This window comes from Janthinobacterium salmonicoloratum, assembly GCF_051380845.1.
Taxonomy (GTDB): Bacteria; Pseudomonadota; Gammaproteobacteria; order Burkholderiales; family Burkholderiaceae_D; genus Janthinobacterium; species Janthinobacterium lividum_F.
Window position 1 is genome coordinate 2,087,573 of sequence record NZ_JBNYXV010000001.1, and the last position, 13,603, is coordinate 2,101,175.

Sequence of the window (13,603 nt, forward strand, 5' to 3'; positions counted from 1 at the left end):
GGCGCTCAGTCCCAGCAGACCGACAGCACGGCATAGCCCTCCGAAGGCTCAGGAGCATTGGCTGGCTTGCCATAAGGCCAGCCAGGAATGACGCCGTCGGCTTCCATGCCGGCGATCCAGCGCTCCACCTCGTCCTGGCGTGCGGACGTGAAGATATGCACGTTTTCCGCAGGCGGGAAACATTTCGCGTCCACGTCCGCCTGGCCATAATCGCACCAGTCCTGGTGCAAGCCGACCAGCACCTTTTCCACGTCCGGCCTGGCGGCGATCTCGCGGAACATGTCATATAGCTGCGCAATCGGCGGGCGGCCATAGCCCCACTGGTTCGGCGCGATCGACTCTTCATCGGTATTGCCTGCGAAGTAGAGATCGAGATCGACCACGGGGGGCGTATCGCCATCGTCCACACCGGGCGAGGTCAGGTACTGGTAGATTTTGTCGGGCATGGGAAAAGTTCCGTTGATGTGAAAGACAATACAATATTGTAGTCTGCAGACCGTGTATCCCGGCGGAGCACCGCGCCTGAGTTCGAGCGCGCAGCCTGGCTCCAGTAAAAATTGCTCCCATCAGCCATGGCGCTGAAATAGAGAACAACAAAAAACCCGCTGACTTTTGCAAGTAAGCGGGTTTTCTGATGAAACTTGGTGCCGTTGGCCGGAATCGAACTGGCGACCTTCACATTACGAATGTGCTGCTCTACCAACTGAGCTACAACGGCGAAGACCCACATTCTACAAACAATGCACAAAATTTGCTAGTGTCAACGCGAACTTTTTTGCATTTTTTTAGCGGCCCGGCTGCGGGCCGCTAAAAATCGTGGATAAGTGCGGCTTTTTACTCAGCGTGGTAGGCCGTGACGCGGGCCACTTCGTCTTTCGAGCCGAGGAAGACGGGCACGCGCTGGTGCAGCTTGTGCGGGGCGATATCCATGATGCGCTGCTGTCCGTCGGTGGCCGCGCCGCCGGCTTGCTCGACGATGAAGGCCATCGGGTTCGCTTCGTACATCAGGCGCAGCTTGCCGGGCATCGAGGTGTCGCGCAGGTCGGCCGGGTACATGAAGATGCCGCCGCGGTTCAGGATGCGGTGCACGTCAGCCACCATCGAGGCGATCCAGCGCATGTTGAAGTTGGTGCCGCGCGGACCCGTATCACCGGCCAGCAGTTCATCGACATAGCGTTTCACGGGCGGATGCCAGTGGCGCGCGTTCGACATATTGATGGCGAATTCCTTCGTCGTCGGCGGAATCTGCATATTGCTTTGCGTGAGGACCCACGAACCCATTTCGCGGTCCAGGGTGAAGCAGTTCACGCCATTGCCAAAGGTCAGCACCAGCATGGTTTGCGGACCATACACGGCGTAGCCGGCAGCCACTTGCCTGGCGCCCGCCTGCATGAAGTCCTGCTCGGTCGGCTGTCCCATGCCTTCCGGGGCTTTGAGCACCGAGAAGATGGTGCCGATGGACACATTGACATCGATGTTCGACGAGCCATCGAGTGGGTCGAACAGCAGCATGTATTCGCCCTTCGGATAGCGGTTCGGGATCGGGTGGATCGATTCCATCTCTTCCGACGCCATGGCCGCCAGGTGTCCGCCCCATTCGTTCGCTTCGAGCAGGATCTCGTTGGAGATGATGTCGAGTTTTTTCTGCACTTCGCCCTGCACGTTTTCCGTGTCGGCCGTGCCCAGCACTTCACCGAGGGCGCCCTTGCCGACAGCGTGGCTGATGGTTTTGCACGCGCGCGCGACGACTTCGATCAGCAGGCGCAGTTCGGCCGGAATGCTGTTGTTCGAGCGCTGCTCTTCAACCAGGTATTGCGTAAGACTGATGCGTTTCATGAAATCCCTCTGTTTTGATGATTTATTGCGGAGTTAATTGGCCAATGCCTTGCTGACGACTTCCATCACGTCATTCGACAAACTGGCCTGGCCGGCGACTTTTTCCAGCGCGTCGCGCATATGGCTTTGCAGCGCGGGCACGTAACGGCGCCAGCGGTCCATGGAGCGCGCCAGGCGGGCGGCCACTTGCGGGTTCAGGGCGTCGAGCGCGATGACTTGCTCGGCCCAGAAGGCGTAGCCGCTGCCATCAGCCGCATGGAATTGCGACGGATTGCCGTTGGTGAAATTGAAGATCAGGCTGCGCGCGCGGTTCGGATTTCTAAGGGTGAAGGCCGGATGCGTCATCAACTGGCGTACGGCTTGCACATCGGTCGATGGCGCCGCCGCCTGCATGGCGAACCATTTGTCGACCACCAGCGCTTCGCTCTCGAAGTCGGCATAGAAACTGGCCTGGGCCGCCTGCGCGTGCGATGCGGAACCCGAATGTATCAGGGCGCCCAGGGCGGCCGCGCGGTCCGTCATGTTGCCGGCACCGTCGAACTGCTGCTGCGCCAGGGCCAGCTCTTGCGCGCCCGGTGCGATCAGCAAATAGGACAGGGCCAGGTTTTTCAGCGCGCGCTTGCCGGCCGACAGGGCGTCCGGACTGTATTCGCCCGGCGTCTGGTTGGCGTGGTATTGCGCCAGCAATTCAGGTTTGAGCGCGGCCGCGATGGTGCGGCGCATGAACTGGCGCGCCACATGGATCGCCTGCGGGTCGACTTGCGCCAGGCGCTCGGCGATGATGGTTTCCGACGGCAGGATCAGGGCCAGCTCGCGGAAGGCAGGATCGAGCGTTTCGTCGGCCAGCAGGGCGCGCTGCGCTTCGATGAAGGTGTCGTCCAGCGCCAGCGCTCCGCCAGTGGCCACGGCGCCGCTCAGTTTCAGCAGGCGTTCCATGGCCAGGCGCTGACCCGCTTCCCAGCGGTTGACCGGGTCGCTGTCGTGACGGAAAAGGTGCAGCAGTTCGGCGTCGGTGTAATCGTATTCCAGCACCACCGGCGCGGAAAAGTCGCGCAGCAGCGACGGCACGGGCGATTCCGCGACCTGCGTGAAGAGGAAGGTCTGCGAGGCTTGCGTCAATTCCAGCACAACGCTGGTAGCGCCGTTCGATGCTACGCCGTCCACGTACAGCGGCAGGTCGCGGCCGTCCGCTGCCAGCAAGCCGACGGTGACGGGAATGTGGAACGGCAGTTTCTTCGGCTGGCCCGGCGTGGCGGGGCAGCTTTGCGACAGGGTCAGCTCGAACGTCTGGCTGGCAGCGTCGTAGCGCGTGGAAGCCGTCACCACCGGCGTGCCGGCCTGGCTGTACCAGCGCTCGAACTGGGTAAAGTCGCGGCCATTCGCGTCCGCCATGGCGGCACGGAAGTCGTCGCACTGCACGGCCTGGCCATCATGGCGCTCGAAGTACAGGTCCATGCCCTTGCGGAAACCGTCGCGGCCCACCAGGGTCTGGACCATGCGCACCACTTCGGCGCCTTTTTCGTAGATCGTGACCGTGTAAAAGTTATTGATTTCGACGAAAGAATCCGGACGCACGGGATGCGCCATCGGACCGGCGTCTTCAGGGAACTGCGCCTGGCGCAGTGTGCGCACCTGGTCGATGCGCGTGACGGCGCGGCCCGTGTCCGTGCCGATCATGTCGGCCGAAAATTCCTGGTCGCGGAACACCGTCAAGCCTTCTTTCAGCGACAGCTGGAACCAGTCGCGGCAGGTCACGCGGTTGCCGGTCCAGTTATGGAAGTATTCGTGGCCCACCACCGCTTCGATGCCTGCGTAATCGACGTCGGTCGCCACGCGCGAATTGGCCAGCACATACTTGGTATTGAAGATGTTCAAACCCTTGTTTTCCATGGCGCCCATATTAAAATCGCCCACGGCGACGATCATGAAGCGGTCCAGGTCCAGTTCCAGGCCGAAGCGCTCCTCGTCCCAGCGAATCGAGTTTTTCAGCGACTGCATGGCGTAGTCGGTTTTATCCAGGTTACCGTCTTCCACCCACACCTGCAGCAGCACTTCGCGGCCGGACTTCAAGGTGTAGCGCTCTTCCTGGCACACCAGGCGCGCTGCCACCAGGGCGAACAGGTAGGATGGTTTCTTGAACGGGTCCTCCCACTTGGCGTAGTGGCGGCCATCACCGAGGTCGCCCTCTTCGATCAGGTTGCCGTTCGATAGCAGCACCGGATATTTGTCCTTGTCGGCGCGTAGCATGACCGTGTACTTGGCCATCACGTCCGGGCGGTCCGGGAAGAAGGTGATGCGGCGGAAGCCTTCAGCTTCGCACTGCGTGAAGAAATTATGGTTCGACACGTACAGGCCGGACAGCGAGGTATTGTCTTGCGGCGCCAGCACGGTTTCGATATCGAGCGTAACATCGTCCGGTGCCTTGGGAATGGTCAGCATGCCGGCCGTCAACTTGTACTGCGACGGTTTGAGCAGCTTGTCATTCAGGCGGACTTGCACCAGTTCAATATGTTCGCCGTGCAATTCGATGCTGCGGCTGGTGCTGGCCGGGTTGTGGCGCATGCGGATCCGGCTCGCCACCACTGTGCGGGCGGGATCAAGATCGAAACCAAGTTCGACGCTGTCGACCAGGAAGCTGGGCGGCGTGTAATCTTTGCGGTAAATCGTCTGAGGGCTGTCTGTGCGCATAGGGATTTGGGTGGGAGCGGAGGCAAAAGCCTATTTTACCAACACCAGCCCCCCGATAGTCGCGATTCAGCTCAGGAATGTTGGATTCCCTTACACGCAGACATGTCAGGTAACATTCTGTAATAATGAATAGAAACAAATAGAACTATTCTTATAATACTAAGCGATGAATTGCGTCTATTATCAGGAGGTCATGCAATGAAACGATATCTCACCATCATGATGGCCGCATTGACCGTGTTGCTGACCGGATGCGCCACCACCATACGCAGCGATGTGACCGTCTTCCATGAGTGGCCTGCGCAATTGCAGGACAAATCGTATGCGTTTGAAGCGCCAGTGGCGGAAAACGACACGCTGGAATACCGCAGCTACCAGAACCTGGTGCGCGCGGAACTGGCCAAGCACGGCTTCGGCGAAGCTTCCGGCCCGGCGGCAGCCAATTTGCGCGTGGCGATGCAGTTTTCCACCGTCGACTATCCTGAGCGCGTGCTGCAGGCGTCCGATCCATTCTGGTATGGCCCTGGCTACTGGCCTGGCCGCTACGGCTACCGCTACGGCGCGTGGCCAGGCTATGGCCGCTTTGGCTACAACCCCTACTGGTATGGTCCGATGGACGTGGAAGAAAGCGTGCGCCATAAATACGAACGCGAATTGCGCGTGACGATCAATGACCGCAACGGCAAGAAACTGTATGACGTGACCGTGCAATCGACCAGTAACAAGCGCGCCACGCCGCAGGTGATGCCGGCCATGGTGGCCAGCGCCTTCGCCGACTTCCCCGGCCAGAGCGGCGTGCCCCGTAAAGTCGAAGTCAAAATAGAGTAATGACGTGGCAAGACAAAAAAACCGGCTTGTGCAGTGATGCGCAAGCCGGTTTTTTTATGCCTACGAATAATACGCCTCGGCGGCAAAGGTGAGCACGCCGATCAGGGCCACGGCCAGTAACAGCACGATCAGCAGGCGGCCGAATTTCGGCGTGCCGTCTTTTTCGCTGCCGCCGCTCATGGCACGATGATGGTCGAACCGGTCGTCTTGCGCCCTTCCAGGTCAATGTGCGCCTGGGCAATATGGGCCAGGCTGTAGCGCTGGTTGATCTCGATCTGCACTTCGCCACTGCTGACGACGCCGAACAGCGAGGTCGCCATCTCTTCCAGATTCGCGCGGTTCGAGGCATAGCTGAACAGGGCCGGGCGCGTGAGGAAGAGCGAGCCACGCGAGGCCAGTTCACTGAGGGTGAAGGCCGGCACGGGACCGGACGCGTTGCCGAAGCTGACCATCATGCCCAGCGGCGCCAGGCAGTCGAGCGAGCCTGTGAACGTGTCCTTGCCGATGGAATCGTAGACCACCGAGACGCCCTTGCCGCCCGTGATCTCGCGCACGCGCTCGACGAAGTTTTCCGTGTTGTAGTTGATGACGTGGGCCGCGCCGTGCGCCTTGGCCAGCGCCGCCTTTTCATCGGAACCGGCCGTGCCGATCAGGTTCACGCCCAGCACCTTCGCCCATTGGCAGGCGATCAGGCCCACACCGCCCGCGGCCGCGTGAAACAGGATGGTATCGCCCGCCTTCAGTGCCACCGTGCGATGGAACAGGTATTGCACCGTCAAGCCTTGCAGCATCATGGCGGCGGCCGTATCGAAAGCAATGCGCTCGGGCAGCACCAGCAGCAGGGCCGCCGGCAAGTTACGCTGCTGCGCATACGCGCCATTGATGCGCGCCGCATACGCCACCCGGTCGCCAACCTTGACTTCAGTGACGCCCTCGCCCACCGCCTCGACGATGCCCGCTCCCTCGACACCGAGGCCATTGGGCAGCGGCTGCGGATACAAGCCCGTGCGGAAATACACATCGATGAAATTGAGGCCGATGGCCTCATGCTTCACGCGCGCTTCGCCTGGGCCGGGCGGCGGCAGTTCCACGTCCACATACTCCATCACTTCCGGGCCGCCCACGCGCTGTACGCGGATGGCCTTGGTGGTAATCGTTGCGCTCACAATATGCTCCTTGAAGAAGAATCGGGGAAAACGTCAGGCGGCCGCGTTGGCCTGCGCCTGCAGCTGCGACAGCACCAGGTGCGCCGATGACAGATTCGTTGCGCACGCCACGTTGTGCACGTCGCAGGCGCGCACCAGGGCGTTGATGTCCGGCTCATGCGGCTGCGGCGTCATCGGGTCACGCAGGAAGATCACGCAATCGATCAAGCCTTCCACCAGCAGCGAGCCGATCTGCAAGTCGCCGCCGAACGGCCCCGAATGCTTGCGTTCGACCGCCAGGCCCAGCTCGTTGATCAGGCGGCCGCCCGTGGTGCCCGTGGCCGACAGTTCGCAACCCTTCAAAAAGTCCAGGTATTCGCCCGCCAGGGTAATCATGTCATCTTTTTTCTTGTCGTGGGCAATCAGGGCGATGCGTGTTTTCATGGTGAGGACCATTTCAGTGGGTGGAGGAATTATTTCTTTTTCGACAGCACGTAAATACCGGCCAATACGAGGCTGGTGCCAGCCAGTTGCCAGTTGGTGATCGGTTCATCGAGGATCATGGCGCCCAGGAACAGGGTCGACACGGGGCCTATCATGCCCGCCTGCGAGGCGACGGGCGCGCCGATGCGCTCGACGGCGATCATCGTCATGAAGACGGGCATCACCGTGCAAAAGATGCCATTGAGCAAGGACAGGCCATACACGGGCATGGGCTGGATCAGCAGCTCGACGGGGCGCAAAATAAAAAACTGGGCGATGCAGGCAAAGCTGGCCACGCACATCGCGTAGGAAACGAGCCGCATCGAGCCGATGCGCTTGACCAGTTCACCCGAGCCCAGCAGATACACGGCATACGAACAGGCCGAGCCCAGCACGAGAGTCGACCCCAGCGCCACATTGCTGGCGCCGCCCTGTAAATCATGCACGAACACCAGCACGATGCCGCAATACGAGGTCAGCAAGGCCAGCCATTGCAAGCGGCTGATGCTCTGCTTGAAGTACACGGTGGTAATCAGGAGCACGAAGGTGGGCGTGAGAAACAGGATCAAGCGCTCCAGCCCTACGGAAATGTATTGCAAGCCCAGGAAGTCCAGATAGCTGGACAGGTAGTAGCCGACGAGACCCAGCCCGACGAGGCGCCAGCGGTCGCTGGTCGACAGCGGCGGCTCCGTGCGCATCTTCCACCAGGCGATGACGGCGAACACGGGCAGCGAAAAGATCATCCTGAAGGCGATCAGGGTGACGGCATCGATCTGGTAGCGGTACAGCAGCTTGGCGACGATGGCCTTGGTGGAAAACAGCACCGCCCCGCCCACGGCGATGGCCAGGCCACCGAGGTAGACGGAACGGGGAAGCGAAGATGGGGTGGCTTGCGGGGAACTGGAGCTCATGCCCAGATTGTAAGGCAAAAGCCGGGGTCAGACCCGGCGGGACTCGGCGTCCCCGTCTGACCCCAAATAAAACTGACGGCGGATTAAGAGACCACCACCGCCGCCGCGCCCGCCGTCACTGTCGCGGTCGTCACGCGCGCAATCACGTTGCTTGGTGCCGCGGTGCCGATCAGTTTATTTACCTGCTTGAACTGCGCCACCAGCTTGCCCGGCGTCAAGGTGACCACCGTGTAGCCCTGCGCATCCGTATTCAGATGCTTGAGCCACGGGTTGTTGCCCAGGCCGGACAATTGCTGCGCCAGGCCCAGCAGAGTTGTGCTGAAGTCAGCGCTCGCTTTCAAGCCAGCCTGCACGGCAGCCACCGTCGCATCGAGCTGCGCTTCCGGCACGCCCTTGGCGGCCAGGGCGCCGCGCAGTTGCACGCGCAACTGCTCCAGCAGGCTGTCCACCGTCGGGGCAGCCTTGCCCATAGTGTAATCGAGCAGGTTGACGTCCAGGTTGACCGTGCCCAGGCCCGTGACGGGAATGGCCAGCGGGTAGCTGACGAGGGTGCCGATATCGCCCATGCTGCCGGCGGCCGACTTCAGGTAGCTGAAGAAGGAATCGGAGCTCACGCCGGCCGACACCAGGTCCACCATGACGGGCGTGCCGCCGCCAGCCGCATCAAAATCATCGCTGACGGTGCCCGCAAAGAAGGAGTGGATATCGCCGGTAATCGCCACCACGTTGCCGATGGCATTCGTCTTCAGGTGCGCCATCAAATTCTTGCGCTCGCTGTTATAGCCATCCCACTGGTCGCAATTGAGCAGGAAACGCGTGAAAAATGGCGCCAGCGCCGCCTGCTGGCCGGAAGCGGCGACAAAACTCGATGCGGCGCCCTTGGCCTGCACATCGGGCTTGATCCAGCCGAAGGCGATCACTTGCGCGGCGGCGGCCGGCGAGCCGCTGTTGTAGGCGGCCACCGTGATGCCGGCCTGGGCCGCGCTCAAGCCGGCGCCCACGGCAGCGGCGCCCTGCGCGCCGGCGTTGGCTGCCGCTCCGGCAATCGCCATGGCCGCCGTTTGCGCCAGGGTCGCCGATGCGCCCGCCGTCGAGGCGGCCACGATGCTTGATGCCAGCGGCACGCTGCCGCCCACCAAAGGCAGCGTGCTGGCGATGGCCTTGCCCACGTTCGACATGGCGCTCAGCGCCAGCAAGGTAGCAATCGCATCCGTGCCATTCAAGCCCATGCGCAGCAATGACACTTCATTACCCCACAATTTCCAGGTGGACGTGGCGGCCTTCATCTTGCTTTTCCACCAGTCGCGCTGCGTGCTGCCCAGCATGCCAACGGCAGCCAGCGGGTCGGTGCCAGCCTTGGTGGCGGCCGCCATTTTCTGCCCCTCCACGCTGTCGAACAGCGCTTGCGGCACCAGATAGCGGCTGCCGATGCTGCCCAGCGGCTTGCCCGTGGCCGGGTTGATGGTCGACTCGGCGATCGCATGGTCGGCGCGGTACAGGCGCTCGTCCGTCATCACCAGTTGCATCAGTTTGCCGAACTGGAAATCGCGGTAGATCTGGATGTTCTGGAACGTTGTCGCGGCGGCATCGAAGGTGACGTCGGCCGGCATGTATTCGAACCATGCCTGGTTGGCGCTGCGGCGGCGGGCCGGCTGGTGCAAATCGCTGCCGTCGGCGGCCACGAGGCCCTCGTAGGTGGACGCGTCCTGCCAGGCGTCATCCGTAAATTCGTGGTCATCCCAGATGGCGATGAAGGCAAAGCGTTCGTGCACGGCTTGCAGGCGCGCATCGGTACGGTATTTCTTGTACAGGTAGCGGTAATCGGCCACCGTGGTGGCGTACTTGGCGCCGGACGCGCCGCTTTTATACGTGCCGTCCGGCAGTTTCAGCTGGTCGTGGCGGCTTTCCACGGCGCCGCTCTGGAAGGCCTCGCCCACCGTTTCATAGATGTAATCGCCCAGGTGCACGATGAAATCGAGCGATTCGTTGGCGGCGATATGCGACAGCGCGCCCCAATGGTTGATGCTCCAGTCCTGGCACGTCAGGTAGGCGAACTGCAGCTGCGACACGTCGGCCGTGGCGGCGGGCGCCGTCTTGAAGCGGCCCACGTTCGAGCGCACGTCGCCGGCGATGAACTGGTAAAAATACACCTGGCCTGGTTGCAAACCCGTGACCTTGTGGCGCAGGGTATTGTCGAAATCGGCCTTCAACGGCAATTTCGCATCGACGATAGGCGTACCCGACAGGGCCGTGTTGCCGCCCAGGGCGGCCGTATTGTCGCTGGCGCTGACGATCAGGCGCACGGCCACGTCGGACTTGCCGGCAACGGCGGGCGCGACGGCATCGAAACTGGCGGGCACGACGCGCGTCCACAGCATGGCGCTGTCGGCGCGCGGATCACCAGAGGCCACGCTTTGCGGGAATTTCCAGTCGCTGCCCGAAGCGAGCGGCACGCCAGGATCGCTGTAATCGGTGCTGCCGCAGGCGGCAAGGCCGGCAGTGGCCACTGACACGGTGATAAAGCCGCCCAATTTCAGAAATTGCCGTCTGTCCATTTGACTTGCCATGATGTCGCGCCCTCGATATGGTGAAAGCGCGTCACTTTAGCAACAGATTGTGTCATCCTGATGACGGGGCCATGCCGCTTCGCGGGGGGCCGATATGCTAAAATGTCGGCCACAATTGAACACCCGTCTAAGGAAGATTCGACATGGCAGGACATAGCAAATGGGCCAATATCAAGCATAAAAAGGCTGCCACCGATGCCAAGCGTGGCAAAATCTGGACGCGCCTGATCAAGGAAATCACGGTCGCGGCCCGCATGGGCGGCGCCGATATCGCGGCCAATCCGCGCCTGCGCCTGGCCGTCGACAAGGCCGCCGATGCGAACATGCCAAAAGACAACGTCCAGCGCGCGATCAACCGCGGCAGCGGCGGCGTCGATGGCGCCAACTACGAAGAAGTGCGCTACGAAGGCTACGGCGTGGGCGGCGCGGCCGTCATCGTCGAATGCATGACCGACAACAAGGTGCGCACGGTGGCCGAAGTGCGCAACGCCTTCAACAAGAACGGCGGCAACATGGGCAACGAAGGCTCGGTCGCCTTCATGTTCCAGCATTGCGGCCAGCTGCTGTTCGCGCCGGGCACCGACGAAGACAAGCTGATGGAAGCGGCCCTGGAAGCGGGCGCCGACGACGTCATCGCCGACGAGGAAGGCGGCTTCGAAGTGCTGACCCCCGTGCACGATTTCGCCACCGTCAAGGAAGCGCTGGAAGCGGCCGGCTTCAAGGCCGAAGTGGCCGAAGTCATCATGAAACCGGCGACGGAAACCGTCTACACGGGCGACGACGCCATCAAGATGCAAAAGCTGATCGATGCGCTGGAACTGCTGGACGATGTCCAGGAAGTGTTTACGAACGCCCTGATCGAGAACTAAGCAACAACATCAAGGGCGGCACCGCCGCCCTGCAACCCACATTGAACGAACGGTCCCTATGAAAATTCTGGTAGTCGGCTCTGGCGGCCGCGAACACGCCCTGGCCTGGAAACTGGCCCAGTCCGAACGCATACAGATGGTGTATGTCGCGCCGGGCAACGGCGGCACCGCGCGCGATGCGCGCCTGGTCAATCTCGACATCAGCGACCCGCAATTGCTGGCCGATTTCGTTCAGCAGGAACACATCGGCCTGACGGTCGTCGGTCCGGAAGTGCCACTGGCGGCGGGTATCGTCAACCTGTTCCGCTCGCGCGGCCTGAAAATCTTCGGGCCGACGAAAGAAGCGGCGCAGCTGGAATCGTCGAAAGACTTCGCCAAGTCCTTCATGCAGCGCCACGGCATCCCGACGGCCGCCTACCAGACGTTTTCCGACGTCGCTCCTGCGCACGCCTACATCGACGCCATGGGCGCGCCTATCGTCATCAAGGCTGACGGCCTGGCCGCCGGCAAGGGCGTCGTCGTTGCCATGACCCTGGAAGAAGCGCACCAGGCAGTCGACATGATGCTGTCTGACAACCAGTTCGGCGACGCCGGCGCACGCATCGTCATCGAGGAATTTCTCGCCGGCGAAGAAGCCAGCTTCATCGTCATGTGCGACGGCAAGAACATCCTGCCACTGGCGACCAGCCAGGATCACAAACGCCTGAAGGACCACGACCAGGGCCCGAACACGGGCGGCATGGGCGCGTACTCGCCGGCCCCCATCGTCACGCCGGCCATGCATGCGCGCGTCATGCGTGAAATCATCGTGCCGACCATCCAGGGCATGGCCAAGGACGGCATCACGTTTACGGGCTTCCTGTACGCCGGCCTGATGATCGACGACAAGGGCACGCCGAAGACCCTGGAATTCAACTGCCGCATGGGCGACCCGGAAACGCAGCCCATCATGGCGCGCCTGAAAACCGACCTGGTGACCGTCATGGAGCACGCCGTCAACGGCACGCTCGACGCCGTGGAGCTGGAATGGGACCGCCGCACGGCCGTTGGCGTCGTCATGGCCGCCGCCGGCTACCCTGACGATCCCGTCAAGGGCACGCCGATCGGCGACATCCCGGCCGAAACGCCAGACTCCGTCACCTTCCATGCGGGCACCCGCATCGAGGGCGAGCGCCTGGTCACCAACGGCGGCCGCGTGCTGTGCGTGGTGGGTCTGGGCGACAGCATCAAGATGGCGCAGAAGCAGGCGTATGAAACCGTGGAAAAAATCCATTTCGACGGCGCGCAGTACCGCCGCGACATCGGCTGGCGCGGCCTGAAGCACTAAGCACGCCCCTGGCGGCAAACGGCGGGGCCGGCGCGGAATGCATCCGCCCCGGCCCCGTTTGCATAGGCGCGCCGGAAAAACGGGGCTTGCGCTAAGATTTTGCCTTTCAGGCAAAGTTACCGCCCATGACCAGTCACCTCCATCCCGCCCTCGCCCAGGTACGCCAACTCCGCCTGATCACGGAAAATGAACTCGACGACGCCATCGGCGAACTGGAGATCCTCGCCCTGGGCGAGGAAGACGACGTCGACATGCCACGACTGGCGGCCGACGCGAGTGCCGCCGATGCCCTGGCATGGCTGCTGCTCACGGATCTGCTGCCGCAGGACGACTTCCTGCGGCGCGTACAGGATCTGCCGCGCCTGCATGGCGGCCCGGCCCTGCTCGAGCGCCAGCAACTGGCCGCCGACGCGCTAAAGCTGGTCAATCGCCAGGCCATCGACACCCTGTACGACGAAGACCTGATCAACCAGTGGCAGCGCGACGCCGCCCACGCCAGCTTGCCAGAGAACCGCCTGCTCGCCTCGCCGATTGCCTCCCTGCGCGAGATGCTCCGGCAAGGCACCTTGACGGCGCAGCAATTCGAGCTACTGCGCACGCGCCAGCACGGCTCGGAGCTGGGCCGCATCATCGTCGATGGCGCCGCGCGCCAGGCCCGCCGGGAGCGCCCCGCCTATGCGCGCCCTGGAACGTGGGTGGTGGCCGCGCTGCTACTGCTGGTACTGGCCTTTGCCGGCCGCGCCATCGTCTCCAGGCAGGCGCCCTCTCCCGCCGCGCTCCCCGTCGCCGGGCAGGGCGTCGAACGGCCTGACCTGCAGCAGCGCGCCGCGCACGCCGTGGAGAGTGCGCGCGTGCCCGGCACCGGCGCGGACCTGTCCATCACGGTGGTGCAGGACGACGCCACGCCAGCGGCGCGCTGAATCACAGCAAAAACGCACAGCGCCAGCGC

General features: G+C 62.6%; 11 protein-coding genes and 1 tRNA gene. 4 read left to right on the forward strand and 8 right to left on the reverse strand.

Annotated elements, in window-relative coordinates; translation table 11 throughout:
• Positions 1-5 precede the first annotated feature (5 nt).
• From ACQ4WY_RS09635 to pepN, 4 genes are all read right to left on the reverse strand, one after another.
• A complete protein-coding gene (locus ACQ4WY_RS09635) occupies positions 6-446 on the reverse strand; it encodes a YfbO family protein (protein ID WP_436503790.1) in 441 nt (146 codons plus the stop codon).
• Positions 447-642: 196 nt separating this feature from the next.
• A tRNA-Thr gene (locus ACQ4WY_RS09640) sits at positions 643-718 on the reverse strand.
• Positions 719-834: 116 nt separating this feature from the next.
• Positions 835-1,836, reverse strand: a complete 1,002-nt coding sequence (locus tag ACQ4WY_RS09645; RefSeq protein WP_436503791.1) for a class 1 fructose-bisphosphatase — start codon at positions 1,834-1,836, stop codon at positions 835-837.
• A gap of 33 nt (positions 1,837-1,869) precedes the next feature.
• Positions 1,870-4,524, reverse strand: a complete 2,655-nt coding sequence (gene pepN, locus ACQ4WY_RS09650; RefSeq protein ID WP_436503792.1) for an aminopeptidase N — start codon at positions 4,522-4,524, stop codon at positions 1,870-1,872.
• A 198-nt stretch (positions 4,525-4,722) separates the two neighbouring features.
• On the opposite strand from pepN, the gene ACQ4WY_RS09655 reads away from it, so the two are divergent.
• Positions 4,723-5,352 (forward strand): DUF4136 domain-containing protein, encoded by a 630-nt coding sequence (locus tag ACQ4WY_RS09655; protein WP_436503793.1) that lies wholly within the window; start codon positions 4,723-4,725, stop codon positions 5,350-5,352.
• A 176-nt stretch (positions 5,353-5,528) separates the two neighbouring features.
• Here the strand turns inward: ACQ4WY_RS09655 and ACQ4WY_RS09660 are convergent, their stop codons facing one another.
• From ACQ4WY_RS09660 to ACQ4WY_RS09675, 4 genes are all read right to left on the reverse strand, one after another.
• Positions 5,529-6,458, reverse strand: coding sequence for a quinone oxidoreductase family protein (locus ACQ4WY_RS09660; protein ID WP_436504421.1), 930 nt, complete (start codon positions 6,456-6,458; stop codon positions 5,529-5,531).
• A 93-nt stretch (positions 6,459-6,551) separates the two neighbouring features.
• Complete coding sequence (locus tag ACQ4WY_RS09665; RefSeq protein WP_436503794.1) at positions 6,552-6,941, reverse strand: methylglyoxal synthase; 390 nt, start codon at positions 6,939-6,941, stop codon at positions 6,552-6,554.
• A gap of 29 nt (positions 6,942-6,970) precedes the next feature.
• Positions 6,971-7,891: a DMT family transporter gene (locus tag ACQ4WY_RS09670; protein ID WP_436503795.1), complete on the reverse strand. Its 921-nt coding sequence runs from the start codon at positions 7,889-7,891 to the stop codon at positions 6,971-6,973.
• Positions 7,892-7,974: 83 nt separating this feature from the next.
• Positions 7,975-10,446, reverse strand: a complete 2,472-nt coding sequence (locus ACQ4WY_RS09675; RefSeq protein WP_436503796.1) for an alkaline phosphatase D family protein — start codon at positions 10,444-10,446, stop codon at positions 7,975-7,977.
• 155 nt (positions 10,447-10,601) lie between these two features.
• On the opposite strand from ACQ4WY_RS09675, the gene ACQ4WY_RS09680 reads away from it, so the two are divergent.
• The 3 genes from ACQ4WY_RS09680 (at position 10,602) to ACQ4WY_RS09690 (ending at position 13,574) form a co-directional block, all read left to right on the forward strand.
• Entirely contained in the window at positions 10,602-11,327 is a 726-nt protein-coding gene (locus ACQ4WY_RS09680; protein ID WP_436503797.1) for a YebC/PmpR family DNA-binding transcriptional regulator, read from the forward strand.
• 58 nt (positions 11,328-11,385) lie between these two features.
• Positions 11,386-12,654: a phosphoribosylamine--glycine ligase gene (gene purD / locus ACQ4WY_RS09685; protein ID WP_436503799.1), complete on the forward strand. Its 1,269-nt coding sequence runs from the start codon at positions 11,386-11,388 to the stop codon at positions 12,652-12,654.
• Positions 12,655-12,779: 125 nt separating this feature from the next.
• Positions 12,780-13,574 carry a hypothetical protein gene (locus ACQ4WY_RS09690; RefSeq protein WP_436503800.1) on the forward strand — a complete coding sequence of 265 codons (795 nt, stop codon included), beginning with the start codon at positions 12,780-12,782 and terminating at the stop codon, positions 13,572-13,574.
• Positions 13,575-13,603 lie beyond the last annotated feature (29 nt).